General features: G+C 71.0%; 26 protein-coding genes and 1 pseudogene. 10 read left to right on the top strand and 17 right to left on the bottom strand.

All coding sequences use genetic code 11. From position 1 onward, the window contains the following. Positions 1-32 precede the first annotated feature (32 nt). Positions 33-1,352, top strand: coding sequence for an AI-2E family transporter (locus tag KCQ71_RS00430; RefSeq protein ID WP_308116586.1), 1,320 nt, complete (start codon positions 33-35; stop codon positions 1,350-1,352). A 28-nt stretch (positions 1,353-1,380) separates the two neighbouring features. Here KCQ71_RS00430 and KCQ71_RS00425 read toward each other — a convergent pair whose 3' ends face one another. Both KCQ71_RS00425 and KCQ71_RS00420 read right to left on the bottom strand, forming a co-directional pair. Further along, entirely contained in the window at positions 1,381-2,052 is a 672-nt protein-coding gene (locus tag KCQ71_RS00425; RefSeq protein ID WP_223401633.1) for an NADPH-dependent F420 reductase, read from the bottom strand. Then, positions 2,049-2,903, bottom strand: a complete 855-nt coding sequence (locus tag KCQ71_RS00420; protein ID WP_223401631.1) for a helix-turn-helix domain-containing protein — start codon at positions 2,901-2,903, stop codon at positions 2,049-2,051. The genes KCQ71_RS00425 and KCQ71_RS00420 overlap by 4 nt, the downstream gene beginning before the upstream one ends. Positions 2,904-3,043: 140 nt before the next feature. On the opposite strand from KCQ71_RS00420, the gene KCQ71_RS00415 reads away from it, so the two are divergent. Then, positions 3,044-3,727, top strand: coding sequence for an SDR family NAD(P)-dependent oxidoreductase (locus KCQ71_RS00415; RefSeq protein WP_223401629.1), 684 nt, complete (start codon positions 3,044-3,046; stop codon positions 3,725-3,727). Positions 3,728-3,736: 9 nt separating this feature from the next. Here the strand turns inward: KCQ71_RS00415 and KCQ71_RS00410 are convergent, their stop codons facing one another. From KCQ71_RS00410 to KCQ71_RS00400, 3 genes and pseudogenes are all read right to left on the bottom strand, one after another. Continuing rightward, on the bottom strand, positions 3,737-7,066 hold the full coding sequence (locus tag KCQ71_RS00410; protein WP_223401627.1) for an error-prone DNA polymerase: 3,330 nt from the start codon (positions 7,064-7,066) through the stop codon (positions 3,737-3,739). A 104-nt stretch (positions 7,067-7,170) separates the two neighbouring features. Further along, positions 7,171-8,164: pseudogene (locus KCQ71_RS27485) on the bottom strand (serine hydrolase domain-containing protein). 8 nt (positions 8,165-8,172) lie between these two features. Further along, complete coding sequence (locus tag KCQ71_RS00400; protein ID WP_223401625.1) at positions 8,173-8,697, bottom strand: pyridoxamine 5'-phosphate oxidase family protein; 525 nt, start codon at positions 8,695-8,697, stop codon at positions 8,173-8,175. Positions 8,698-8,953: 256 nt separating this feature from the next. Between KCQ71_RS00400 and KCQ71_RS00395 the strand changes: the two genes are divergently transcribed. Then, the gene (locus KCQ71_RS00395) at positions 8,954-9,463 is read left to right on the top strand and encodes a helix-turn-helix domain-containing protein (protein WP_223401623.1); all 510 of its coding nucleotides are present in this window, start codon (positions 8,954-8,956) and stop codon (positions 9,461-9,463) included. A gap of 5 nt (positions 9,464-9,468) precedes the next feature. On the opposite strand, the gene KCQ71_RS00390 is transcribed toward KCQ71_RS00395, so the two are convergent. Together KCQ71_RS00390 and KCQ71_RS00385 are read right to left on the bottom strand one after the other, a co-directional pair. After that, positions 9,469-10,077: a ClpP family protease gene (locus KCQ71_RS00390; RefSeq protein WP_223401621.1), complete on the bottom strand. Its 609-nt coding sequence runs from the start codon at positions 10,075-10,077 to the stop codon at positions 9,469-9,471. Next, positions 10,077-10,775 (bottom strand): ClpP family protease, encoded by a 699-nt coding sequence (locus tag KCQ71_RS00385; protein ID WP_223401894.1) that lies wholly within the window; start codon positions 10,773-10,775, stop codon positions 10,077-10,079. The genes KCQ71_RS00390 and KCQ71_RS00385 overlap by 1 nt, the downstream gene beginning before the upstream one ends. Positions 10,776-10,867: 92 nt before the next feature. On the opposite strand from KCQ71_RS00385, the gene KCQ71_RS00380 reads away from it, so the two are divergent. Beyond that, on the top strand, positions 10,868-11,350 hold the full coding sequence (locus KCQ71_RS00380) for a VOC family protein (RefSeq protein WP_223401612.1): 483 nt from the start codon (positions 10,868-10,870) through the stop codon (positions 11,348-11,350). Between the two features lie 7 nt (positions 11,351-11,357). On the opposite strand, the gene KCQ71_RS00375 is transcribed toward KCQ71_RS00380, so the two are convergent. Then, positions 11,358-11,789, bottom strand: coding sequence for a hypothetical protein (locus tag KCQ71_RS00375; RefSeq protein ID WP_223401610.1), 432 nt, complete (start codon positions 11,787-11,789; stop codon positions 11,358-11,360). 93 nt (positions 11,790-11,882) lie between these two features. Here KCQ71_RS00375 and KCQ71_RS00370 point away from each other — a divergent pair, with 93 nt between their 5' ends. Next, on the top strand, positions 11,883-12,335 hold the full coding sequence (locus KCQ71_RS00370; RefSeq protein WP_223401608.1) for a nitroreductase family deazaflavin-dependent oxidoreductase: 453 nt from the start codon (positions 11,883-11,885) through the stop codon (positions 12,333-12,335). Between the two features lie 72 nt (positions 12,336-12,407). On the opposite strand, the gene KCQ71_RS00365 is transcribed toward KCQ71_RS00370, so the two are convergent. From KCQ71_RS00365 to imuA', 3 genes are all read right to left on the bottom strand, one after another. Continuing rightward, entirely contained in the window at positions 12,408-13,328 is a 921-nt protein-coding gene (locus tag KCQ71_RS00365; RefSeq protein WP_223401606.1) for a hypothetical protein, read from the bottom strand. 95 nt (positions 13,329-13,423) lie between these two features. Next, entirely contained in the window at positions 13,424-15,130 is a 1,707-nt protein-coding gene (locus KCQ71_RS27160) for a Y-family DNA polymerase (RefSeq protein ID WP_283248553.1), read from the bottom strand. Further along, positions 15,130-15,978: a DnaE2-dependent mutagenesis accessory factor ImuA' gene (gene imuA' / locus KCQ71_RS00355; protein ID WP_223401605.1), complete on the bottom strand. Its 849-nt coding sequence runs from the start codon at positions 15,976-15,978 to the stop codon at positions 15,130-15,132. The genes KCQ71_RS27160 and imuA' overlap by 1 nt, the downstream gene beginning before the upstream one ends. 113 nt (positions 15,979-16,091) lie before the next feature. Here imuA' and KCQ71_RS00350 point away from each other — a divergent pair, with 113 nt between their 5' ends. The 4 genes from KCQ71_RS00350 to KCQ71_RS00335 all read left to right on the top strand — a co-directional run bounded on the left by KCQ71_RS00350 (position 16,092) and on the right by KCQ71_RS00335 (position 18,697). Next, positions 16,092-16,757 (top strand): TetR/AcrR family transcriptional regulator, encoded by a 666-nt coding sequence (locus tag KCQ71_RS00350; RefSeq protein ID WP_223401603.1) that lies wholly within the window; start codon positions 16,092-16,094, stop codon positions 16,755-16,757. Between the two features lie 114 nt (positions 16,758-16,871). After that, positions 16,872-17,543, top strand: a complete 672-nt coding sequence (locus KCQ71_RS00345) for a hypothetical protein (protein ID WP_223401601.1) — start codon at positions 16,872-16,874, stop codon at positions 17,541-17,543. 81 nt (positions 17,544-17,624) lie between these two features. Then, positions 17,625-18,152: a YbhB/YbcL family Raf kinase inhibitor-like protein gene (locus KCQ71_RS00340; RefSeq protein WP_223401599.1), complete on the top strand. Its 528-nt coding sequence runs from the start codon at positions 17,625-17,627 to the stop codon at positions 18,150-18,152. After that, positions 18,152-18,697, top strand: a complete 546-nt coding sequence (locus KCQ71_RS00335) for a YbaK/EbsC family protein (RefSeq protein ID WP_223401598.1) — start codon at positions 18,152-18,154, stop codon at positions 18,695-18,697. The genes KCQ71_RS00340 and KCQ71_RS00335 overlap by 1 nt, the downstream gene beginning before the upstream one ends. Positions 18,698-18,703: 6 nt before the next feature. Here the strand turns inward: KCQ71_RS00335 and KCQ71_RS00330 are convergent, their stop codons facing one another. From KCQ71_RS00330 to KCQ71_RS00305, 6 genes are all read right to left on the bottom strand, one after another. Continuing rightward, positions 18,704-19,468 (bottom strand): ABC transporter permease, encoded by a 765-nt coding sequence (locus KCQ71_RS00330; protein ID WP_223401597.1) that lies wholly within the window; start codon positions 19,466-19,468, stop codon positions 18,704-18,706. Continuing rightward, a complete protein-coding gene (locus tag KCQ71_RS00325) occupies positions 19,465-20,250 on the bottom strand; it encodes an ABC transporter ATP-binding protein (protein ID WP_223401596.1) in 786 nt (261 codons plus the stop codon). The genes KCQ71_RS00330 and KCQ71_RS00325 overlap by 4 nt, the downstream gene beginning before the upstream one ends. 231 nt (positions 20,251-20,481) lie before the next feature. After that, positions 20,482-21,000, bottom strand: coding sequence for an EXLDI protein (locus KCQ71_RS00320; RefSeq protein ID WP_223401595.1), 519 nt, complete (start codon positions 20,998-21,000; stop codon positions 20,482-20,484). Positions 21,001-21,178: 178 nt separating this feature from the next. Next, positions 21,179-22,201 carry a dihydrodipicolinate synthase family protein gene (locus tag KCQ71_RS00315; protein WP_223401594.1) on the bottom strand — a complete coding sequence of 341 codons (1,023 nt, stop codon included), beginning with the start codon at positions 22,199-22,201 and terminating at the stop codon, positions 21,179-21,181. Further along, the gene (locus tag KCQ71_RS00310; RefSeq protein ID WP_223401593.1) at positions 22,201-23,235 is read right to left on the bottom strand and encodes an NAD-dependent epimerase/dehydratase family protein; all 1,035 of its coding nucleotides are present in this window, start codon (positions 23,233-23,235) and stop codon (positions 22,201-22,203) included. The genes KCQ71_RS00315 and KCQ71_RS00310 overlap by 1 nt, the downstream gene beginning before the upstream one ends. Then, a complete protein-coding gene (locus KCQ71_RS00305; RefSeq protein WP_223401592.1) occupies positions 23,232-24,449 on the bottom strand; it encodes an Nramp family divalent metal transporter in 1,218 nt (405 codons plus the stop codon). The genes KCQ71_RS00310 and KCQ71_RS00305 overlap by 4 nt, the downstream gene beginning before the upstream one ends. A 126-nt stretch (positions 24,450-24,575) precedes the next feature. Here KCQ71_RS00305 and KCQ71_RS00300 point away from each other — a divergent pair, with 126 nt between their 5' ends. Further along, positions 24,576-25,604 carry a LacI family DNA-binding transcriptional regulator gene (locus tag KCQ71_RS00300; RefSeq protein WP_223401591.1) on the top strand — a complete coding sequence of 343 codons (1,029 nt, stop codon included), beginning with the start codon at positions 24,576-24,578 and terminating at the stop codon, positions 25,602-25,604. Positions 25,605-25,611: the final 7 nt, after the last annotated feature.

Raw genomic sequence — 25,611 nt, 5'->3', positions numbered from 1 at the left:
CGAACCGGACGACTCTGGTGCAGACTGGCCGCGTGAGACTCGTGCCCCCACGCATCCAGGCCGTCGCGGTCCGCCAGGCCGCGGCCGCGCGCCGGGCGGCGTCCGCGAATGCGGGCGCGTCTGCGTCAGCGACCCGATCCGCCACCGACGCCGACGACGGTTCGCCATCGTCGGTGCCCCTGCCCCCGCTGCCCCGCTCCCCCGCCCGGGGTGCCCGGGCCCGGGTGCACCGCCTCCCGGAGGCGCACCTGCGTGCCGACGACGGCGGCGACGGCGTCCCCCGCTGGATGCGCAAGTCGGCCGGCTGGTCGTGGCGCATCCTCGTGGTGATCGCGCTCATCTCGCTGCTGGTCTGGGCGACGGCCCGGATCCAGCTGGTGTTCGTCGCGGTCTTCCTCGGCCTGGTCATCACCGCCGTGCTGCGCCCGCTGGTCAACGTGTTCGCCAAGGTCATGCCGCGCGGGCTGGCCACCGCTCTGGGCCTGCTGTCGGCACTCGCGTTCGTCGGTGGGCTGCTGACCTACGTGATCACGTCCGTGACCGGACAGTGGGAGTCCCTGTCGGAGCAGTTCTCCACCGGTATCGCCCAGCTGTTCGCACTCGCCCAGAACCTGCCGTTCGGACTGACGATCACCGAGGAGCAGGTCAGCGAGTGGCTGGATCAGGGCCAGACGTGGCTGCAGGAGAACCAGAGCGCCCTGTTGGACCGGGCCGCCGCCGGCGCGGGCTCGGTGTTCGAGGTGTTCGCGGCCCTGGCACTGGCGATCTTCTGCACGGTGTTCTTCCTCGCCCGCGGCAACGATATGTGGAAGTGGTTCCTGAACCAGCTGCCCGCCAAGGTGCGGGAGAAGTGGATGCTCGCCGGTGGCGTCGGCTGGTACACGTTCTCCGGGTACGCCCGCGGGACCGTGATCATCGCGCTGGTGGACGGTTTCCTGGCCGCGATCATCCTGCTCATCGCGCGGGTGCCGTTGGCTGCGCCGCTGGCCGTGCTGGTGTTCATCGGAGCGTTCATCCCACTCGTGGGTGCGCCCGCGGCGATGATCGTCGCGATGGTGGTGGCCCTAGCCGTGAACGGACCGGTCAACGCGATCCTGGTCGGCATCGGCATTGCCCTCATCGGCCAGTTCGAAGGCCATATCCTGCAGCCGCTGGTGATGGGCAAGCAAGTCTCCCTGCATCCGCTGGTCGTGGCCCTGGCGGTGACCGCCGGCACCCTGGTGGCGGGCATCCTCGGCGCCGTGATCGTCATCCCGATCGTGGCGGTGATGTGGGCCGTGTACGCGAAGCTGCGCAACCTCGACCCGCCGATGGAGGACCTCGAACCGGACGCCAGAGCCGCCCAGCCCTGAGCCACGCAGGCACTCCGGCCCGACGAGGTCACGTCCGAGCAGTGGCCCCAGGTGCCCGGGTCGCCGCCGCCAGGTTGCGCACGAGTTCGTCGCGGCGCTGTCCCCCCAGAAGGGAACGGTGCCACACGGGCGTGCCGGGGCCGGCCCGCCAGGTTTCACTCAGCGGACCGTTGTCCACGGTGTCGTATCCGAACTGGTCGTAGAGCCCAGTCACGAGCGAGACGGCTTCGGGATGGTCGCTCGAGGCCGCCAGTGCCAAGCGCTCAGGGGATCCGGCGGGTCGCGCGAACGACAGCAGGCTCGGTGCCTGGATGTGTGTGAACGCCACGACGATCTTCGACGCCGGCAACTGCTCCTGCCGCAGCTCGTGAACGGTCTTCTCGCCGGAGTCGACCACCGGAAAATCTCCGTCGCGCGCGGGCATGTAGTTGTTCGTGTCGAGCACGATCTTGCCGGCGAGCTCCTCGACCGGCATGTCGTTGCCGAGCTTGAGAGGCACGGCAATGACGGCGAAGTCACCGGCCGCAGCGGCCTGAGCAGCGGTTGCCGCACGAGCGGAGAGCCCTAGTCCGGCGGTGAGCCGGGTGAGGGTCTGCGGGCCGCGGGAGTTGGCGATGACGACCGTGTAACCGCTCGCGATCGCTGCGCGGGCGATCTGGGATCCGACCTCGCCGGCTCCGATGATGCCGATCGTCGTCACACGCTCCTGCCGATCCTGCGCTGGATCGGCAGGGTGGGCAGGTCCGCAGAAGCAAGGAGGGTCAGCTTCTCCGCATCGCTGGATCCGGGATCGGGATGGAACACGACGAGCATCAGGCTCTCCGTGCCGGCGATGCCCATTCGCTCCCGGTTGAGGATGAGCTCCCCGACCTGCGGGTGGTCGAACCGAAGCGAGCCACCGCTCTGGCCCCGCACTTCGTGCCGCGCCCAGAGCTGGCGGAAGCGCGGGCTGGCCAGGGTGAGCTCTCCCGTGAGTTCGATGAAGCGCGGGTCGTCCACGTCGTTCCCGACCGCCTGGCGGAGGTTGGCGATGAGACATTCGGTGGCGCTCGCCCAGTCCGGGTACAAGGCCTGTCCCGCCGGGTCGAGGAACAGGTCCCGCAGCTGGTTGCGGCCGACGGCCAGACGGGGGTCGACCGCTCGGGCAAGTGCGTTGGAGGCCAGGACGTCGAAGTACCGGTTCTCGATGAACGCGGGCTGCGCGAGGGAGTCGAGCAGCTTGAGCGCACCTGACGGAGGTGCCTGCTTCCGGCGGCGTCTGCGCTGCCGGGGAACCTCCGCGACCAGGCTGAGCAGGTGGGCGAAGTGATCGTCGTCGAGGTGCAGGACGCGCGCGATCGATTCGAGCACCTGAGGGGACGGGTTCCGGTCGCGGCCGCGCTCCAACCGCAGGTAGTAGTCCGCGCTGATGCCGGCGAGCATGGCGACTTCCTCCCGGCGGAGCCCCGGTACCCGCCGCGTACCGTCATCGGGGATGCCTGCCCGCTCCGGTCCGACCAAGTCGCGCCGGGCTCGCAGGAACGCGGCGAGAGCGTTGGTCGTCTGGTCCATGCGGCAACTCTAAGCCGGTCCGGCGATGCCAGGGAGAGCCCTGTCAGACCCCCGTCCCAACGGGACTCTGGGCGGGAGCGGTGGATGTTCGTAGCGTCCGGAGCGGCCTGTTCGGGCCGGACCCTATGGAAAGGACAGACATGACCGTCACCCTGATCACCGGTGCCAACAAGGGCATCGGTTTCGAGTCCGCGAGGCAACTGCTGGAGGTTGGCCACACCGTCTACGTCGGTGCACGCGACATCGAACGAGGCGAGCGCGCTGCAGCAACGCTCGGAGCGCGATTCGTGCAGCTCGACGTCACCGACGACGCATCCGTGTCGAGCGCACTGGCAGCGATCAACGCGGCCGAGGGCCACCTCGACGTCCTCGTGCACAACGCCGGAGTCCTGGACACGGCCCTCGACGGCCCTGCGGCCCTGCGCTCGTTCGACACGAACGTGGTCGGCATCGTGCGCGTCACGGAGGCGGCCCTGCCGCTGCTGCGCCGCTCGTCGAACCCCAACGTCGTCACCATCTCGAGCAGCGCTGGATCGTTCTGGGCGGTGAACAACCCCGAGCGGCCTGAGTTCCGGCTGCCGCTCGCGCTGTACTCAGCATCCAAGACCGCGGCCACGATGCTGACCGTGCAGTACGCGAAGGCGCAGCCGGGCATCAAGTTCAACGCCATCGAGCCGGGGACCACCGCCACCGACATGACCGCAGCCTTCGGCATCGGGCGATCGGTCGAGGAGAGCGCCCGGATCGTCGTGCGGTGGGCGACTCTGGGCGTGGACGGCCCGACGGGAACCTTCCAGGACGAAGCCGGCGAGCTGGGGTGGTGAACCTCGATCTCACTGGAAGTCGCGGGAGGTGGAGGCCACCCGCAGGCTCAGGGCGGTGATCGAGTCGGCCATCAGGTTCGTCACGCCGTCGGCGGTCTCCACGGTGCCCCGCACCACCAGGGCGGCGCTGGTGCGGGCGACCCGCCGGTAGCGACCCCACAGCCCTTGCGTACAGATGACGTTCAGCAGGCCGGTCTCGTCCTCGAGGGACAGGAACGTCACCCCACCGGCCGTGGACGGACGCTGCCGGTGCGTGACCACCCCGGCCACCCGCACCCGCTTGCCGGACCCGGCGCCGGGCACGTCGGTCACCCGCAGCACCCCGCGGGCATCCAGGTCGGTGCGCAGGAACTCGGTGGGGAAGGAGTCTGTGGACACCCCGGTGGCCCACACGTCGGCGACGGCGGTGGTCACCTCGTCCATGCCCGGCAGAGTGGGCAGGTCGATACCGACGGCGGTGAACGGCAGCGGCTCCTGCACGGCCCGGAGCACCTGCTGCCCGTCGCCGGAGCGGACCAGGGTCGAGGTGCCGCTCTCGCCGGCCAGGGCACCGGCGAGCCAGAGCGCCTCCCGCCGGGAGTGCCCGAAGGAGTCGAGCGCACCGGCGGTCGCGAGCGCCTCAAGCTGGGCGGCGGACAGCCGCACCCGGCGGGCCAGATCGGCGAGGTCGCGCAGCGGCGCGGCCTCCCGGGCCGCGACGATCCGCTCGGCCCCCTTCTCCCCGATCCCCCGGATCGGGGCGAGCCCGAGGCGCACGCCCAGCCCTCCGCCGTCGGCCCGCTCCACGCACGCCTGTACCTGCGAGAAGGCGACGTCCGCACGCTCGACCCGAACCCCCCGCCGTCGGGCATCGGCGACGAGCGACTGCGGCGAGTAGAACCCCATCGGCTGCGCCGCGAGCAGCCCGGCGTAGAACGCCTCGGGGTGGTGCACCTTCAGCCACGAGCTGGCGTAGACGAGGTAGGCGAAGGAGAACGCGTGCGACTCGGGGAAACCGAAGTCGGAGAATGCCTTGAGCTTGTCGAAGATCTGTTCACCGATCTCGGCGGAGATCCCCTTCGCCGCCATCCCGGCGAGCAGGCGCGCGTGCAGGGCCTCCATCTTCTCGGCGGACCGTTTGGACCCCATCGCCCGGCGCAGCTGGTCCGCCTCGGCGGCGCTGAAATCGGCCACGTCGATCGCGATCTGCATGAGCTGCTCCTGGAACAGCGGCACGCCGAGGGTCTTGGACAGGGCAGGCTCGAGCAGCGGGTGCAGGTAGGTGACCTCCTCCCGACCCCGGGCCCGGTTGATGTAGGGGTGCACCGAGTTGCCCTGGATCGGCCCGGGCCGGATCAGCGCCACCTCCACGACGATGTCGTAGAACTCCCGGGGCTGCAGCCGCGGCAGGGTGGCCATCTGTGCCCGGGACTCCACCTGGAACACGCCCACCGTGTCCGCGGCGCAGAGCAGGTCGTACACCGCTGGGTCCTCCTGCGGCAGCGAGTGCAGCCCCACGTCCACCCCCTCGATGTCCCGCACCCAGGTGAACGCGAGCCGCAGCGCGGTGAGCATGCCGAGGCCGAGCAGGTCGAACTTCACCAGGCCGGCATCGGCGCAGTCGTCCTTGTCCCACTGCAGCACGGTGCGCCCGGGCATGGTGGCCCACTCCACCGGGCACACGTCGATGACCGGGCGGTCGCACAGCACCATGCCGCCGGAGTGGATGCCGAGGTGGCGGGGCAGGCGCAGCATCCGTTCGGCCATGTCCACGACCTCCGCGGGGATGCCGTCGAGGTCGCCGCCGCCGGTGGCGCCGTCGGCCGCGGCGACCACCTCCGGGCTCGGGGTCCACGGTCCGTCCCGACGGCGGCGCTCGAGTTCGCTGATCCGCTTGCCCGAGCCGTCGGTGCCGTCGGCGCCGTCCGGCGGGCTCGGGCGCAGACTGCCCCATCGTTCGATGCCCTTGGACCAGGCGTCCTGCTGCCCGACGTCGTAGCCGAACGCCTTCGCGGCGTCCCGGATCGCCGAGCGCGGCCGGTAGGAGATCACGTTCGCCACTTGTGCGGCGTGGGTGCGGCCGTAGCGTTCGTAGACGAACTGGATCACCTCCTCCCGGCGCCGGGACTCGATGTCCACGTCGATGTCCGGCGGGCCGGAGCGGCCCGGGGACAGGAACCGTTCGAACAGCAGCTTGTGCTGCACGGCGTCGACGGCGGTGATGCCGAGGGCATAGCAGACGGCGGAGTTCGCGGCGGAGCCGCGGCCCTGGCAGAGGATGTCGTTGCGTCGGCAGAAGTCGACGATCTCGTGCACGATCAGGAAGTACCCGGGGAAGTCCAGGTCGATGATGATGTCGAGCTCCCGCTCGATCGTGGCGTACGCGCCGGGCAGTCGCGGGGCCTCCGGCGGGCCGTACCGGTCCAGGGCTCCCTCGTAGGTGAGGTGGCGCAGCCAGGTGGCTTCGGTGTGCCCCGGCGGCACCGGGTGCGGAGGCAGGTTCGGTGCCACCAGGCGCAGGTCGAACGCGCACTGCTGTGCCAGTTCCACGCTCATCGCGACCGCCTCCGGGCGGGTGGCGTGCCGGGCGTACATCTCCGCCGGCGTACGCACGTGAGCGGCGCTGGGCGGGAGCCAGCCGTCGAGCTCGGCCAGGGTGGTGCGCGCCCGCACCGCGGCCAGGACGTCCGCGAGGGGCTGGTCCGCGGGACTCGCGCAGTGCACCGCGCCGGTGGCCACCACGGGCAGCCGGGCGGCCGCGGCTAGCTCGGCGAGCGCGTCGCAGCGCACCGAGTCCAGCGGCGCACCGGAGTCGGTGATCTCGACGACCACGTTCTCCGCGCCGAAATGGTCCACCAGGACGTCCAGCTCCCTGCGCGCGGCGACCAGGTCGAACCGCCCGGGCTCGGGTTCCAGGGCCCGGCGCACCGCACCCTTGCGGCAGCCGGTCAGGACGAGCCAGTTCCCGGCGGCCAGGTCGGCGAGCTCACCGAGCCGGTAGTGCGCCTCCCCCTTCTTCCCGCTGGCCAGGTGGGCGTTCGCGATGGACCGGGACAACCGCCGGTATCCCTCGGCCCCGCGGGCCAGGACGAGCAGATGGGTGCCCGGCGGGTCCGGCATCCCGGTGGGCCGCACGGGCGCGTCCAGGCTCAACTCCGCCCCGTACAGGGTGGGCAGTTTCAGGGTGCGTGCGGCCTCGGCGAACCGGACCACCCCGTAGAGGCCGTTGTGATCGGTGATCGCCATCGCGGACAGGCCGAGCCCGGCTGCTTCGATCGCCAGCTCCTCGGGTTGGCTGGCGCCGTCGAGGAAGCTGAACGCCGAGTGGGCGTGCAGCTCGGCGTAACCCGGTGCGAACATGTGTTCGATTCTACCTCGGGCGCAGGCACGTCAGTCGATCTCGGCGGCCACCAGCTCCGTGAGACGCCGAGCGCTCTCGAAATCCGGGACCAGACGCGTCTTGGTCATGGCGAAGGACGTGCCGGTGGCCGGGTCCGCCCAGACGCAGCTGCCGCCGCCACCGACCCAGCCGAACGTGGTGGGCGAGCCGTCCGGCGGCCGCCCGGGCGCCCGAGCGGATAGCCCAGTGCCAGCCGCACGGGGTTGCCGAAGACCCGGTCGACGCCCTCGAAGGCGACCGCCGTCATTTCCTCGAGCTGGTGCGGATCGATGAGGCGGCCATCGAGCACCGCGGCATGAGCGGCGGCGATCCCTCGCGCCGTGAACGTGCCGACCGACGGAATGTCAGCGTGCAGGATCGCAGGGCTGTTGCCCATGGCCGCGGTCGGCTGCCTCTCCCAGGGCGCGAGGACCGCGTCGTCGTCGGATGGGACGGCCGGGGGTGGAGCGGCGTCTTCGAGTCGTGCCAGTCGGGCCAGGTCGGTTCGGGGCACACCGAAGTAGAGCTCGCCGCCGAGGCCCAGAGGCGCGGCGACCCAATCGTCAAGGAGTTGTCGCATCGGGCGACCGGTGGCCCGGCGCGCGACCTCGCCGACGAGGAAGCCGAAGGTGAACGAGTGATACCCCGTCTCGGCACCGGGGTACGACGTCGGCGATTGCGGTGCACACCCGCGGCCAGTCGGGCAGGTCGGTGGGACCGATGTCACGAGGCATCGCAGGCACCCCGGCCGAGTGGGTGAGCACGTGCCGAAGTGTCGTGGTCCCCTTCCCATGGGCACCGAACTCCGGCCACAGGTCGACCACCGGTGTGTCGTAGTCGACGGCGCCGGTGCTCACGAGCAGGTGCGCGATGAGCGATGACATCACCTTGCCCGAGGAGAAACTGAAGAACGGCGTGTCCGCGGTGACTGCGCGCCCGGTCCGGCTGTCGGCGACCCCGGCGACGGCGTCGACGACGAGATCACCGTGGTGGAAGACGGCGACCTGCAAGCCGGTCTCGGCTCCGGCGTCGACGAGTTCGCCCAGGACGCCCTGGACCTTCTCCTGCAGGGCGGGCATCGTCGACATCACCGCCGACCCGGCCACGAGTAGCGGGTCTGACTGGAGGTCGGTAGCTTGCCGAAGGCGAATCCGACGGTCGGCGCGACCCGATAGAGCCTGGTGTCGCCGGCGACGACGGCCTCGCCCAACCGGTACCAGGTGCCCTCGGGGGCGGTCAGATGCGCACCGTACTTACGTTCGAAGTCCGCGACAGCCCGTTCGCGCGCCGACCGCTCGTCCACCACGGTCGCCACCCCTTCGATGACGACGTCCACACCGGTCAGGGCATTCGTGCCGGTCGTCAGCACGCAGCGGGAGTTGCGCTCGAGGTTGAGCGCCTTGCGCTCCTGATCACCCGTGGTGAAGCACAGGCCACCGAGGCTCCATGCCGCCAGCAGCGGCGTCACGTGCGGTCGCCCGTCGGGGCGCACCGTGGCGAGCCAGAACACCTCCGCCGGACCGAGGACGGCCAACGCCGAGGCCCACGGTGTCGGTTGCGCCCCTGGAGTCGAGAACGGTCCGAGCACAACTTCCGGTTCACGCTCTGACATGTCACATCCTTGGGTCAACGAGGTAGGTCGTCCGTCACTCCAGGGATAAGACCCGGGCGCGCGACGAAACTCATCGCTCGGCGCGTTGCGACGCCGCTCACGATCTGTCGTTGGAAAACGAGGAAGACGACCAGCGGCGGCAGGCTGGCAACGGCCAGACGAAGTCCTTCCACGCAGTCATGATGGGCCTGACCCCCGATTACGCTCCACGGGAACATCGATGCGTGTCCCGAGCCTCATCCGTAGGCTGCCCACCATGGGACAGGTCATCGAGCTCGCGGCCCACCGAGCAGCACGAATGGCACGAGCGGCACGAACGACGCAGCCGCGGCCGGCACCCGCCGACCCCGAGGCCGCCTGGGCCGAGCGCGCGGACACCGAGCCCTCGCCCGAGCCGACCCAGGGCGAGTACGACCAGCCGGTACCCGATCACCGGACGGCGCCGCCGCCGTCGGGCGTTCCTGCCATCGGCGACCCGCAGTCCCGACCGCGCCCCGCCACGCACCCCCGGCCGCTGCTGTGGCGCGAGGCCGTCGGCCACCAGTTGCGCACCGAACGCCACGAGCAGGGTCGAACCCAGGGTGACGTCGCCTCGGTCGCCGGGGTGTCCACCCAGTACCTGTCCGAGGTCGAACGCGGCCGCAAGGAGCCATCCTCGGAGATCCTCGAGGCGATCGGCAGCTCGCTCGGCCTGGAGTTGGCCGAACTGGCCGGCCGGGTCTCCCGTTCGCTCGCCGCGAGCACCCCGGTGCTGCTCGCGGCGTGAGCATCTCAGCGTGAGGCGACTGCGCGGGCTCTGACGGCGACCACCTCGTCCACCAGGTGGTAGTCCACCGCCTGCGGCGCAGTGAAGATCCGGTCCCGCGAGGTGTCCTCGGCCAGCCGCCTGACGTCCTGCCCGGTGTGCTGGGACAGGATCTCGTCCACCTCGGCGCGCATCCGGGCGATCTCCGCCGCCTGGATGCGCAGGTCCGGCAGCGCACCCTGCCCGCCCATCGACGGCGGGTGCAACAGCACCCGGGCGTGCGGGAGCACCCCGCGCCGGCCGGGCTCCCCCGCCGCCAGCAGGACCGCCGCGGACGACGCAGCCTGGCCCACGCAGATCGTGGCGACCGGTGCCCGGACGAACTGCATGGTGTCGTAGATCGCGAGCATCGCGGTGACCGAGCCGCCGGGTGAGTTGATGTAGAGGTTGATCTCGCCGTCGGGGTCGACCGACTCGAGATGGATCAGCTGGGCGATGATCGTGTTCGCCACGCCGTCGTCGATCTCGGTGCCGAGGAACACGATGCGGTCCGAGAGCAGCCGGGAGTAGACATCCGCCGCACGCTCCCCCGAGGTGGTCCGCTCAATGACGCTGGGGATCGTGTACTGGCTCATCACAGCTGCCCACCCAACCCGGCGCGACGGGCCCGCACGGGCATCACGTCGCCGACGTCGGTCACGATCGCGTCCACGAAGCCGTACTCGTGGGCCTCCTCGGCCGTGAACCACCGGTCCCGGTCGGAGTCCGCCTCGATGCGCTTCAGCGGCTGCCCGGTGTGCTCGGCGATGAGGGAGAGCATCACCGAGCGGGTGTGCTCGAGGTTCTCCGCCTGGATCGCGATGTCCACCGCCGTGCCCTGCAGCCCGGCGGAACCCTGGTGCATCAGGATCCGCGCGTGGCGCAGCGCGTACCGCTTGCCGGGGGTGCCCGCGGAGAGCAGGAACTGGCCCATGCTCGCGGCCAGTCCCATCGCGACGGTGGCGACGTCGTTGGGAATCAGCCGCATCGTGTCGTACATCGCGAGCCCGGCCGAGACCGAGCCGCCCGGTGAGTTGATCAGCAGGGTGATGTCCGCCTTCGGGTCCTGGGCGGAGAGCAGCAGGAGCTGGCTGGTGATGCGGGCGGCGACATCGTCGTCGACCTCGGTGCCGATGGCGATGACGCGGTGTTGCATGAGACCGTCCGCCAGGCGGTCGTCGAGTCTGGTCCCTTCGGACATGGCAGGCTCCCTTCGTGGGTTGGTCCACTCAGCCTGCGCCGCTTGCGCGTCGGTCGAGGTCGATGCGCCCGACGGCGGATCTGCTGTGAGCAGATCGGCGCACCTCGCGCTGCCGGTAGCGGCCAGGTACTGACCTGTACCGCCCCTAGCGTGATCGGCGTTGTCCATCGACCGAGGAGCGCATCATGACCATCCCCACCACCATCCCCAACGGCTACCACACCGTGAATCCGTGGTTGATCAACGCACGCACGGCCGAGGTGATCGACTTCCTGGTGGAGGTCTTCGAGGCCACCGAACGCGGCCGCATGGAGGTCGACGGCGTCATCGAGCACGCCGAGGTACAGATCGGCGACTCGGTGATCATGATGTTCGACTCCCCGCCCAGCTGGCCGCCGACCCCCTGCTTCCTGCGGTTCTACGTGCCGGACGACGCCGCCGTGCACCGCCGGGCAATCGCAGCCGGTGCGCGGGTGATCACCGAGCCGACCGAGATGTTCTGGGGCGATCGAACCAGCAGGATCGCGGACCCGTTCGGCAACCTGTACTGGATCCACCAGCACGTGGCCGACGTCGACGAGGCAGAGGCCGAGCGCCGGATGAGACTTCCTCGCTTCCAGGAGGCGATGGCGTCGGTGCAGTCTGCGGAGTTCCACCCGGGACACTGATGCCCGTTCAGCTCCTGCCGTAGACGGTGGCCGAACAGGCACCGCCCTGGACGCACACCTGCAGACCGATCTCCCTGTCCGGCGGGACGTCCAGGTCCTGCGTCTGCGTTCCGGGACCGGCACCGAGGAACACCTGCGGACCCTCGCCCTCGATCCAGATGTAGGCGAGCACCGGTGCACCGTCGTCGGCGTTGTCGACGAGGACCAGCCGCCCCGGGCCCGGCCGGAGCTCGGCGCGGTACCCGATCCCGCCGTCGGGGTGGTTCAGGCCCACGACGACGGCGCCGGCCGGCTCGGTGGCGGACGTCACCGTCGACGTGGACACCCAGTCCGCGCGGTCGGTGCGGTCCACGCCGTACGTCGCCGTCAGCAGCATGACTCCCGTCAGCGCCGCGAGCCCAGCCCAACTCGCTCGGCGCGCAGCCAGGATCATCGACATGGTGGTCCTCTCGTCCGTGGCCGCGTCGGGCGACCGTCGGCGTCAAGGCTCCCCCGACCTGCTTACATCGCGCTTTCATGCCTAGGCTGATCCATGCGAAAGATCCCTCGCGTGATCGCCCGTGCCCCGATCCCCATGTTCCGCCTCGGCCTCGGCGGGCTGCTCAGCAAGCGGTTCGTGATGCTGGAGCATCGCGGGCGAAAGAGCGGGCTGATCCGGGAGGTGGTGCTGGAGACGATCTGGATCGACGGCGACGACGTCTACGTCATCTCCGGGTACGGGTGGGCCTCCCAGTGGCTGCGCAACGTCGAGGCCGATCCGCGGGTGCGGATGTGGTCCGGGTGGGGCACCGGCGTGAGCGCGATCGCCCGGGTCCTCGATCCGGTGGCGGGGCGCGAGGTCCTGGACGACTATCGGAAGCGGCACCCGGGCACCGTGCGCACCCTGGCCAAGGGCCTCGGGATCGAGGGGTTCACCGTCGACGGCCCGCTGCCCGAGGACATCGCGGAGCGGATGCCGCTGGTTCGGATCCGGCCGCGCCGCTGAGCGGGCACCGTCCAGGCAGCCCTAGCGCACGCCATGCCCTCGCACACATTCGGCCCCGCCGGATGGCGCGGCTCAGCCCACGGCCAGTTCCCCGAGCAGCTCACCGTCGCGGTCGAACAGGCTCAGGACTGCGCCGTCCAGCGCGGCCGTCCGCGTCGTCGCCACCCACGTCGGCACGGGCGCGCCCTCGCAGCCGATGGCCGTCTGCGGCCCAGCCGTGGTGAGCACCAGGCCGTCGGGACCGACGACCCATCGGCCACCGCCGCCGTTGCAGCCATCGGATCCGGTCCACGTGCCGTCGGCGGCGAACTCCACATGCGGGTCGGTGGGCACCGGGTCGGTGGGGACCCACCGGCCCAGCAGATCGTCCTCCGTGGCCGGAGTGAGTCCGTCTGGGAGCGGTGCCGGTGCCGCGAGCCAGTCGCGCACCTCGTCCGTGACCTCGGGCGGCTCCGCGTAGAACGACGCCGCGGTGTCGATCGGCTCGGGCGCACCGTCGATGCTCAAGGTGGCGACCACCACGCCACCGGCGGCGAGCAGTTCCCAGTCCGAGGCTGCCGCCTGGTACTCGGTGACCCGGTCCAGCCACGGGACGACCGGAAACGCGGCGCCTTCGGCATCGTCGGCGCCCTCGGCATCGTCGACCGAGCAGGATCCCGACCAGCTGGAGATGCTTGCCAGGAACAGGTTGGACGATGCCGCCCACCCGCCCGCGATCATCCCGCAGTCACGCCACAGTTGGAACTGGCCGGCCTCCAGGCGCAGCCAGGTGTCGGGCGCTTCACCCTCCGCGCCGCTGACCCGCCAGAGGTCGATCAGGTCGACCGGATCGGCGGGCGGTGCGTCCGTCGTGGCGTCCGTGGTCTCGGTCGGCTCAGCGGTCGGGGCGCCATCGCCCGGGTCCTCACCGCCGGGTCCCCCGCACCCGGCCACGAGTGCCAGTCCGAGCGAGACGGCGGCGGCCATGAGAGCGTGCCGGACTCTGCTGGTCATGTGGTCGAGGGTATCTCCGCACCCTCCGACCACGGCGGCCTGGCCGGATCGATGCCCGATCGTGATCGGAGCCGTCCTAGGACGCGTCCCTCGAATCAGTCATAGACCCCTTCGACCCACCACCGGCCACCCTCCCCCGCCAACAGCAGGGCACCGCCCTCGGTGACCACCTGCAGATAGGTGCGCGGTTCGGTGCCGGACCACCACCGTTCATGCACCGGCCACGGGCCGGCCCATCCGGTGATGGGGTGCGCATTCGCAACGGTTCCGGTTCCCCGAGCAGCCCCGGCCCCTCGGACGGTCCCGGTCGCCCGGACGGTCCCGGTCGACGCGGTTCGGGTGGCTCGGCGCACCTCCACCAGGGCCGGATCGCCCTCGAGCTCACCGCGTCGGCCCACTCGCACCGGATCACCCTGGGCGTCCACGAGACGGGCCGGTGCCGGCTCGGCCGGCACCGTGGCCGGAAGCGGCCGCGGGATCTGCCCCGGCCACGGCGCCTCGGGGTCCCGGAGCGGGCGCAGTTCGTCCCCCCAGGTCACCAACCGCACCCGGTCCCGCGGCGAGCGTCCGCCCTCCAGCACCGGGGCGAGCACCCCCTCGGCCCCGATCAGCCCCTGGACCCGCAGCACGGCCCGGTCGGCCTGGACCTGGCCCCGCCCCACCCGGCCCCACAGCCCGTCCTGGACCGCGGCGGCCGGGCTGATCTCCTCGGCGGCGAGTTCCAGGTGGGTCAGCGCCGCGCTCGGTGGCTGCCCACTGCGCCCACTGAGCCAACCCTCCAGCTGCCACCGCACCCGGTCGGTCAGCTCGGTGGCGGTGAGCGCGCCGTCGATGCGCCAGGTGCGGGTCAGTTCGGCGCCGTTCTCCGCCCGGGCGGACACCCGCAACCGGGCACACACCACGCCGCGCCGGACCATCCGGCTCTGCAGCTCCTCGGCCAGCCGGCGCGCGGCGAACGCGGCGGTGTCGATGCGCTGCGCGGGCGGGTCCAGCTCGGCATGGGTGGTGATGTCGGGTTCGGGCCGATGCGTCTGCGGCGGGTACGCGTCCAGCCCCCTGGCCAGCCGCTGAGCCTGCACCCCGAGCTCACCGAACCGGGGCAGCACGTGTGCCGTGCGCATCGTGGCGAGATCGGCCAGGGTGCTCAGCCCCAACCTGCGCAGCAGGTCCACCAGATCGGTGTAGGCCGCCCGGGACTGACGCGTGGTGGTGATGTAGATGAGGTCCCGCACGTCCCGGGGGGCGAGGAACCGCGCCGACCTCCCCGGCGGCACCACCGTGGAGGTGCGGGCCGCCAACAGGGCCGCGAGCAGGCCGTCCGCGATCCCCACCTGGGCCTCGGCGCCGCTGGCCTGCGCCACCGCACCGACGAGCGCCTCGGCCACCGCCTCCTCCGACCCCAGGTAGCGGCTCGGGCCACGGGCGCCCACGGCGATCACCCCGGGCCGCATCACCTGCACCTGCGGCACCACCTCCTCAACGCCCTGCACGAGCGGCTCGAACGCACGCACGTCCCGCGCCTCATCCGCGGGCAGCAGCACCAGGTCCGGGCAGAGCCCCTGCGCGGTGCGCCGGCGCATCCCGCGGCGCACCCCCTGCGCGCGGGCCCTGGCGGAGACGGCGGTGACACCGCGCCCGTCGTGGAGCACGGCGCTCTGGTGCGCGCCGATCAACCCCTCGGCGACGGCGGCAGCGATCGGCCAGTCGGGGACCCACAGCACCGCGAGCCGGGTGGCGGACTCGGTGAGCGGCACGCCCTCGGGAGCCGGACCCGGCGGCGGCAACTGCTCGGCGGCGCCCATCAGCCGACCTGCGCCAACGAGCGTTCGGCGACCGGCACCACGAACTCCGGGGCCGCCGTCGGGCCGTTCGCGCCGACCTCATCGGGCGCGGCGGTCTCCACCCCACCCGGGCCGATCCGCACCCGGACCCGGACCGGCCGGGCCGCCGCGGCACCCCGCCCGTACGCCACGACGGTGAGCTCCTCGGTGCGCAGCACCCCGGCCCCCCGCCCGACACCGCGCCAGACCCGGTCCCCGGCGTCGAGCACGAGTTCCGAACCCGGCCAGGGCGTGGTGGTCAGCAGCACCGACCCTCGGGTCCTGGCCCGGGAGGCGAGCAGCCGCCGGTCCCGGTCCGCCAACGCCGTGCAGTCCCCCAGCACCAGCACGTCGAACCCGTCCACGAGGGCTCCCACCACGGAAGGGGAATCCGGACCGGGCCGTGGCACCACGACCATCCGGTCCAGGGGCAGGCCGGCCTCGGCGGCCGCCGCGAGCCCCACGTCCGGCAGGGCCACCACCGCACACCACACGCCGGCGCCACTGGTCGCGGCCGCGAGCCGCAGCAGCAGCGAGGTGGACCCGACCACCTGCACCCCGGTGCCGCGGCGGATCCCCCCATAGGGGAACAGCGGCGCCAGCGCGGCCGGCACGGGCAGCACCCGTTCCGGATCGAGGCTCACCACAGCGGGCGCGGGCGAGGGCTCCTGGGAGTCGGGAGCCGGCGAGCCTGGCCCCGCGGGACCGGATACCGCGCGGCCGGGCATGGCACGAACGGTGGGACCGCTCAGCGCCGTTCGCAGCCCGGCCGAGGCCTCCGCGGCGGCCAGCGCCCGCCGCGCATCCTCCAACTTCGACGTGGTCGCCATCGTTCCTCCTCCCACGTCCATCACGCTAGAAGCCACCACCGACATTCGAACGTCGGTTCGAATACTGTACCAAGGTGAGCACGATCGAGGGCCACCGCCCGTAGGCTGGCTCCATGCCTCGAGCAACCGGCGCGATGCCTGCCCCGCGGTGGGATCGCCTGCTCCGAACAGCCGCCCAGGAATTCGCAGAGCAGGGCTATCAGCAGGCCTCCCTCAATCGGATCATCACGCGGGTCGGACTGAGCAAGAGCTCCTTCTATCACTACGTCGCCTCGAAGGAAGCGCTCTTCGATGCCGTACTGGCCGAGTTCACGCCACCACTCCTGGCGACCATCGCCCCGCCGGATCCGGAGCAACTCACGCAGGACTACTGGGCACAACTCGCCGCAACCGTCCGGCGACTCATCGCCGCCGGACGCACGGACCCCACCTTCCATCACCTCGGACGGATGTGGTACCTGCCCGGCCCCTCGCTCGACACGGTCAGCACGGTGAGCACAGCCGGCACCGACCCCACGGACTCGACACGTGCGAACGCCACCGTCGGATTCGACTCCTGGCTACGTCGGACCCTCGAGATCGGGCGCGCCATCGGTGCCGTTCGTGACGACCTGCCGGTTGAGCTGCAGACACGAATGCTGCGGACCGTGATCCAGATCTTCGACGAATGGTGGCTGAACCACCAACCGGATGTCAGCATCGCCACGGACGCCGTGCTCGACGACCTCGCCGATGCGCAGTTCGCGACAGTCCGGCGCCTGGTCGGTACCACCATCTGACCACCCCCGGGACATCTGCCGTCATTCGCCCGAGCGTGAAACCTCTGGACCGGGTGGTCCAAACCGTTCTAGCCTGACTGGACCACCCGGTACAAACCCAGAGGGAGGCACGCTGTGCCACAGACCGTCCCACTCGCCCAAGGTCCCTACCGCAGTGACGTCGCCATCGACTGGACCCCGGTGCCGCCGCGACCGGGGTGGCGGGGCGCCGTCGACCGGTTCTTCGGCCCGGGCCAGACCGGCCGCGAGGTCGCCGTGCAGGCAATCGGCCTGCTCGTGATCGGCGGAGTCCTCACGCTGCTTCTCCTGCGCGACCTACCGGCCGAACGGTTCGAGTGGTGGCGCACGCTCGTCCTGGCGATCTTCGCGTTCGACGCGATCGGTGGCGTCCTGACCAACGCGACCGGATCCGCGAAGCGTTGGTACCACCGTCCCGGCACCCGCCGCGAACGCCTGCTTTTCGTTGCCACCCACGTGGCACACCTACTCCTCCTGGGCCTGGTCGTGTTGGACCTCGACTGGGCGTGGGTCGCGGCCAACGTCGTGATACTCCTCGTCGCCACGCTCGCCATCGAGTTCGCCCCGCGGAGCGTCCAGCGTCCGGTCGCGATGGGTCTGACCCTGCTCGCTGTGATCGGAAACCAGTGGCTGGTGCCGATACCCGGGGTGCTCGCCTGGATCCCGGTCCTGCTGTACCTCAAGCTCCTGGTCACCCACCTCGTCCCCGAGGCGCCGTTCGCCGATGCCCCACCGCCGGCAACGGATACCGACGCGCGCGTGCCCTGAACGCCGCGTACCCGAACTCGTCGTAGGTTAAGCGTGAAGCCGGACGCACCCACCGGTTCTCCACTCGCACAAGGAGATGACATGGACCTGCAGCGCCCCGTCGCCCCCGCCCCCTATGACGCACTTCCCGCCACCGCCACGTTCACCGTGACCAGCACCGACATCACCGACGGCACTCCCCTGCCCGCGCTGCACTCGCTGACCGGCGGCAACGTCTCGCCCCAGCTGAGCTGGTCCGGGTTCCCGCCGCAGACGCAGAGCTTCCTGCTCACCTGCTTCGACCCGGACGCCCCGACCCCGTCCGGCTACTGGCACTGGACCGTGGCGGACCTGGACGTGACCGTCACGGAGATGGAGCAGGGCTGGGGCGAGAGCGACCTCACCCTGCCCGGCGCGGCCTTCCACGCCCGTACCGACGGCGGGGCGTACGCCTACGAGGGTGCCGCACCACCGCCCGGGGATGGGCCGCACCGCTACGCGTTCGCGGTGCACGCCCTCGACGTCGAGACCCTGGAGCTCTCCCATGAGGAGAGCGCCACCAAGTTCTCCTTCGTCGCACTGTTCCACACGCTCGCCCGCGCGGTGATCACGCCGACGTTCGAGCGCTGATGCGGTTCGGAACCCTGGACTGGGCGCCGGCCCTCGATCACCCGGACCTGCTCGCGACCGGCGTCCGCGTCGCCCTGGCGACGTGGGCGCAGCAGGCGCCCGACGCCGTCGGGCAGGTGCTTGTTGCCGAGATCGACCCCGGATGCGCCGACACCGCGGAGATGACCGAGGCCTACGACCTGCCGCTGGAGGCGTCCGCGAACTGCGTACTCGTGGCCGGGCGGCGCGCCGGCGAGGAGCGGATCGCGGCCGCCGTCGTGCGCGCCACCACCCGCGCGGACGTCAACAACGTGGTCAAGCGTCTGCTGGACGTCCGCAAGGCCTCGTTCCTGCCGATGGACCGGGCGGTCGCCGACTCCGGCATGGAGTACGGCGGGATCACCCCGATCGGGCTGCCCGCCGACCACCGGATCCTGCTCGATCCGGCGGTCGGCACCGGCCAGGCGATCATCGGCAGCGGCCTACGGCGCTCCAAGATCCTGCTCCCGGGCGAGGTCCTCGCCGCGATGCCCGGCGTCGAGGTCATCGAGGGCCTGGCGATCTGACCCCTGCTACGAGGCGATCCGGCGCCGGTAGGCAACCATCGAGAGGACGTAGGCGACGGCGAGGATCCCCACGCACCACGCCAGCGCGATCCAGATGTCGCCACTGACCGGCTCCCCCGCCAGCAGTGCGCGGATCGTGTTGACGATCGAGGTGACCGGCTGGTTCTCGGCGAAGGCTCGGACAGGCCCGGGCATGGTGTCCGTCGGGACGAACGCGGAGCTGATGAACGGCAGGAAGATGAGCGGGTAGGAGAACGCGGTGGCACCCTCCGCCGTCTTCGCGGCGAGCGCGGCGAGCACGGCGAGCCAGGTCAGCGCCAGGGTGACCAGCGCCAGGATGCCCGCCACCGCGAGCCACGCCAGCAGTCCCGCCGGTGACCGGAACCCCATCACGAGTGCGACGAGCACGACGATCGCGACCGAGAGCCCGTTGGAGACCAGCGAGGTCAGCACGTGCGCCCACAGCACCGACGAGCGGGCGATCGGCATGGAGTGGAACCGTTCGAAGATCCCGCTGGTCATGTCGTTGAACAGCCGGACGGCCGTGTAGGCGATTCCCGACGCGATCGTGATCAGCAGGATCCCGGGCAGCAGGTAGTCGACGTACCGGCCGGCCCCCGCCTGGATCGCGCCGCCGAGGACGTAGACGAACATCAGCATCATCGCGATCGGCGTGATGGTGACCGTGATGATGGTGTCCATGCTGCGCGTGATATGGCGCATCGACCGACCGACGAGGACGGACGTGTCGGCGAGGACGTGCGCGGTCATGACTGCTCCTTGGTGGTGTTGGTCCCGACGATGGCGAGGAAGACGTCCTCGAGCGAGGCCTGCTTCTCGACGTAGGTGACCTCGACGGGCGGCACGAGCTGCTTGATCTCGGCCAGCGTGCCGTTCGCGATGATGCGCCCCTCGTGCAGGATGGCGATCCGGTCCGCGAGCTTCTCCGCCTCCTCCAGGTACTGGGTGGTGAGCAGCACGGTGGTGCCGTCGTCGGCGAGGTCTCGGACGATCTGCCACATGTCGTTGCGGGCCTGGGGGTCGAGCCCGGTGGTCGGTTCGTCCAGGAAGACCACCCGCGGGCTCCCGATCAGGCTCATGGCGATATCGAGCCGCCGGCGCATGCCGCCGGAGTAGCCCGAGACCCGCCGGGCCGCCGCGTCGGTCAGGTTGAAGCGGGCGAGCAGGTCGTCCGCCACCGCGCCCGGGTTCGGCAGGTGCCGCAGCCGGGCGACCAGCACCAGGTTCTCCCGCCCGGTGAGGATCTCGTCCACGGCCGCGAACTGCCCGGTCAGGCTGATGGACTCCCGCACGTCGGTCGGCCGAGTGCTGAGGTCGAAGCCGTTCACGGTCGCGGTCCCCGCGTCCGCCCGCAGCAGTGTGGACAGGATCCGCACGATCGTGGTCTTGCCGGCCCCGTTGGAGCCGAGCAGGGCGAAGATGGCGCCTGGCGCCACGTCGAAGTCGACGCCGCGCAGCACCTGCAGGTCCTTGTAGGACTTCTCCAGGTCCTTGACGTGGATCGCTGGGGGTGGGTCCGCAATGGTTGTCATCTGGGGGTTCCTTTCGTTTCGTCCGGCGCGTCGATGGCCGACGGCGGAGGTCGTGTTGGCATGGCCGGCCCACCCCCCGAGGCGGTGGGTGGGCAGGCTCGCGCCAACCCTTGAGGTGTGGGCGTTGCTGGGCAGGCTCGCGCCCGCCCATGGGGTCTGGGGCGTTGCTGGGCAGGCTCGCGCCCGCCCGTGGGCGGTGATGGTGCGCCGGGGGCCTATCCCCCGGCGGGCTCAGATGTCGAGGTCCTCGACCTCGGGAACGTCGGCACTGGCAGCGACCAGGTCGTAGAGGGAGGCCGGGACCTTCTCACGGAGGGCGTCCAGGTCGTCGAAGATCTCGAGCGTGGCGACGGCGGCGGTGGTGCCCCAGGTCTGGTCCGAGCTGACGTGCTTGCGCCAGCCTTTGGCCTGACCGTCGGCACCGGCCGCCCAGATCTGTTCCGGCGAGCGTTCGGCGTGGACCACGTACTTGCCGGTCCGGCTGCGATACACCTTGTACTTGTGCACCCGGTCCTTGGTGGACTGGAGCCATTCGACGAGCAGCACGCCGAGGAACCGCTGGCGCCGCCCCTTGCCAGGACCGACCCGGACGGTGATCTCCTCGAAACCCTCGTCCTTGCCCTCCTCGACGTCGACGTACCGACGCAGCGCCTTGACGATCGCCTGGGAGAGGTTGCCGCCGACGAGTTCCTGCGCCCGTTCGTAGAGAGGCAGGTCGGCGTCGGAGACATAGATCGTCTTGTTCGGCATGGGCTCATCGTAACCTCCGGTACGAGGATACGCATATGTATACGTATAGTGCAAGAGGTCAGGAGATCCGCCCCCGTCCGGCACCGCGGCCGGTCAGCCCTCGCCGACCCCGGTCGTCAGTTCGGAGCCCACACCCGGGCCGGCCGCGCGGCGGCGATCATCACGCCGGGCCCGACCGTCAGCGCAACCACTCATCGCGGCGTCCGGCCACGAACTCCTCATCCAGCAGCTCCGGGAACTGCGTCCGGACCCGGCCGATCAGGTCGGCCTGCCCCGGCGAGAGCGCCTCGCCGGGGTCGAGGCAGCGCGCCGATGAGAGCAGGCCTTGCTGCCGGAGCACCTCGTTGACCCCGGGCACGCATCCGGCGAAGTCGTGGTCGACGTCGAACACCGCCGCGTTGACCTCGACCAGGTCGGTCGCCTCGGTGAGCAGATCTGCCCCGATGGCGTCGGCCGCGACTGCTGCTCGTGCGCGCCGGACCAGCCCGACCGCGGCCCGGGTGCCCACCGCCCACTGCCCGAGCAGGCCACCGGCGGCGCGGACCTCCCGGTCGCCACGGCGGTACGGCGTGATCAGGTCGTGCACGATCGCGTCGTCGTTCCCGGTCAGCAGGGCCACCTCGGCCCAGCGATCGTGGTCGAGCAGCGCCCGCACCACGTCATTGGTCCGGTACCTGTCGAAGGGCGCGGTCTTGACCGCGATCACGGACTCCAGATCGAACAGGGCGCTCCAGTAGCCGCGTCCTAGCGGCCCGCCACCCACGCTGTCCTGCAGGTAGAAGCCGATCGTGGGCAGGACCTCTCCGACGGCGCGGGCGCGTTCGAGCAGGGCCCGCTCGCTGCCGTCCGCCATCCCCCACGGGCTGAGCAGCGCGGCGTGATAGCCGGAAGCCACCGCCGCCTGCGCCTCCGCGACAGCCTGCTCGGTATCGCCGACGAGCCCGGCGATCAGCATCGTCTCGGGGGAGAACTCAAGCACGGTGGCGGCGGCGAGATCCCACACCTCACGCAACGCGCCCGGATCCGCATGCAACTCGAACTGGGTGGTGTGCACCCCGACCGCCAGGCCGTCCGCACCTGCCTCCAGGTAGTACCGGGTGAGGGCGCGTTGGGCACGCAGATCGATGCCGCCGTCGGCGGCGATGGCCAATGGGTGCGCGGGGATGACCACACCGCCACGCAGACGCTCCTGCACACGCATCAGAACTTCCCCTCCCGCTGCTGGAACTTGGTGGCCTTGCCGAGCTGACGCCCGCCGTCGGCGACCCACTCCCCGACCCAGCGCACCAGTCGGCGCAACGGCACACTCGGGTAGCCGTACCGGTCATGACACTCGCCGGCATCGCTGAGCAGCGCATCCGTCGACTCCTCGCCGGCCAGCACGGGCACCCGGCCCATCACCTCGCCGAGCAGCGTGGCGATCCGGCGCACCGAGACCGTTTCCGGCCCCGTGGCGTTCAGGACGTGCGGTGGCACTCCGGCGAGTTCGATGCTGCGCAACGCCCACGCGTTGATGTCACCCTGCCAGGCGACGTTCACTGCCGGCATCGTGACGTCCACCGGTTCACCGCCGGCGATCTTCATGGCGATGTCGGCGATCACGCCGTAGCGCAGCTCGCAGGCATAGTTCAGCCGGTAGATCGTGGTCGGGGTCCCCCAGGTGTGCGCGGCGTTGGTGAAGATCCGCTCTCGGGCCAGCCCGGACTGGGCGTACTCGCCCACCGGCCCGGCGGCGTCGGTCTCGATCGAGCCGCCGTGGGCCAGCGGGGTGAGCGGGTAGACGTTTCCTGTGGAGTACACCATCGTGGGGACGCTTCGGTAGCGATCGGCCACGAGCACCGGGATGGCCGCATTGGACCACCAGGTCTGGTGCTCGGCGCCCGTCGTGCCGAACTTCATCGCGGCGAGGTAGAACACCGCTGCCGCATCGGGCAGCGTGGGGTAGTTCGCCGGCTCGGCCAGGTCGGCTCGGTGCACCAGCACGCCGTGTGCCTCCAGCGACTCGGCTGCCGCGGGGTCGGAGAACCGGGACACGGCGATGACGCGCGCGTCGGACCCGACCTCGGCGAGCGCGCGCGCGGCCATCCGCGCCATGGTCGGGCCGATCTTGCCGCCGGCACCGAGCAGCACGATGTCGCCACCCACCGCCGCGAGCGCGGCGCCCACACCGGGCCCGGGCCGGGAGAGCAGATCGTCCAGTGCGGCCTCGTCCGCGGGGCGGGTCTCTTCTGTCACAGCAGGTTCCTCACGTAGTTGACGGCGAGCAGGGTCAGGAACATCACGCCGACGATGGCGAGCACCAGCTGTGGCGTGCCGAGGCGCAGCGAGCCGCGATCCCGGTGCCGGGAGAGCGCGACCAGTACCACCCCGATCAGCGGCACCAGCAGGATCGTCACGGCCTGCGCGGTCAGGATCAGCTGCACCGGGATGCCCCCGAACAGCACGGCCACCACCCCGCCGACCACCAGCACCAGGGTGATGCAGATCTTCACCCGCTTCGACTCCAGGCCCCCGGCCTCGATCCCGAGGGCACCGGCGAGCATACTGCCGCCGATGGTGCTGTTGCCGATCAGCGAGGAGAACGCGGCCGCCCAGAGGCCGAGTGCGAACAGGACCGTGGCCCACTGTCCGATCGCCGGCTCGAGGATCGTCGCCATGTCCGCCGGGGAGGTGACCGAGAGCCCGGCCGGATTCAGCACGGCTGCCGCCGCGATCATGATGACGGTCGACAGCGTGCCGAGGATGAGGGTGCCGATCACCGCGTCCCGGCGAGCCACCTGGTAGTCGTCGACGCCCCAGCCCTTCTCCCGCACGAGCTGGATCTGGTAGAACGCGCCGACCACCGAGAACGTGGTGGCGACGGCGCTGACGACGATCGCGGAGGAGCCGGTCGGGATGCTCGGGACGAGGCCGGCCACCAGGGCGCCCAGGTCCGGGGCGGCGACCACGGCGGTGACCACGAAGATCACGAGCATCACCAGGATGATCACGATCATGGTGCGCTCGAGGTACTTGTAGAACGACCGCAGCCACAGGAACCCGATCGCGGCGAGCGTGAACACGGCCGCGAACACGGCGGTGCTCCCACCGAAGAGCACGTTCCCGGCCGCGCCGGTGCCCACCGAGTTCCCCGCCTGGAACGACGCGGTGACGGCGAACGCGCCGAGTCCGACGAGCACACCGACGACGCGTCCCATCCGACGCGACACGGTTCCGATCGGCCCGGTGTCCGTGGTCAGCCCGATCCGTACGGACAGGTCCACGAAGCACAGCATCAGCACGGTGGCGATGACCGGAACCCAGACCAGGTCATAGGCGAACTCGGCCCCCATGGAGCTGGCCGTGGTCACACTGCCCGGTCCGAACACGAGCGCGGCGGTGATGAAGGCCGGGCCGAGGCGACCCGGCACGCGGACCCGCGGCTCGGCCGTCGGGGAACTCGTTGACATAGTAGAAAGCCTTTTCTCAAGGGGGTAGGTGATGAAACTATGACGCACGACACAAGGCCGTCAACCCACAGCACGCCGGAGGTGATCGAATCGGCGGCACGCCACGCGATGCCATAGCCTCCTGCCATGGCCGTCAACCTGCGTGACGTCGCGCGACGCGCCGGCGTCTCCGTCCCGACGGCGTCCCGGGTGCTCTCCGGCAGCGACTACCCGGTGGCGACCGCGTTGCGTGAGCGGGTGGTGCAGGCCGCCCGCGACCTCGACTACGTCCCGAACGCGCAGGCGCAGGGTCTGCTCGGCGGCGCCGCCCGGACCGTCGGGGTACTGGTCGGCACCGTGGACGATCCGTACTTCTCGGAGATCGTGAACGGAATCCACGAGGTCGCGACCAGCCGGCACCTCCTGGTGACGATCTGCAGCACCGAGCGGGACGTCGAACGTGAGCTCGAGTACTTCCGGCTCCTGCAGGCACACCGCACCGGCGTGGTCATCATCGCCGGCTCCGGCCGCACGGACGATCGCTACGGCGCGGGGATGACCGCCCGAGCCCGGTCCTTCGAGGCGGCCGGCGGCCGAGTGGTGGCGATCGGCCATCCGTTCTTCGAGGTGGACCACGTGCTCGTGGACAACGCCGCGGGCGGACGCCGGCTCGGTGAACACCTGGTCTCGCTGGGGCATCGACACATCGGGGTGCTGGTCGGTGTGGCCGAGGTGAGCTCCACGATCGAACGACTCGACGGCCTGCGGTCGGCGGTGGAGGGCGCGGGCGGATCTGTGACGGCACGCCCGGGAGCGCCCACCCGGGACGAGGGCTACAGGGGCGCCGGTGAGCTGCTCGCCGCCCAGCCCGGTCTGACGGCTCTGGTGGGTACCGCGGACCAGATGGCGATCGGCGCGATGTCCTGGCTGCGCGAGCACGGGCGAGTCGTGCCCGAGGACGTCTCGGTCGCCGGCTTCAACGACATCGCGGTCTCCCGGGACCTCAACCCGGGGCTCACCTCCGTGCGGTTGCCATTGCGCGCAATGGGCGCCGCCGCCCTCGAGATCGCGCTCGCCCCGGCACCGTCCACGCAGCCGGTGGTCCGCGAACTCGGCACCGACCTGATCGTGCGTGGCTCCACCGGCCCAGCACCGGGGACCCGAAGCCGAGGGTGAACCCGGC

The sequence above is a fragment of the Occultella gossypii genome (assembly GCF_019947135.1).
Lineage (GTDB): Bacteria > Actinomycetota > Actinomycetes > Actinomycetales > Beutenbergiaceae > Occultella > Occultella gossypii.
This window is presented reverse-complemented; position numbering and strand designations above follow the sequence as displayed.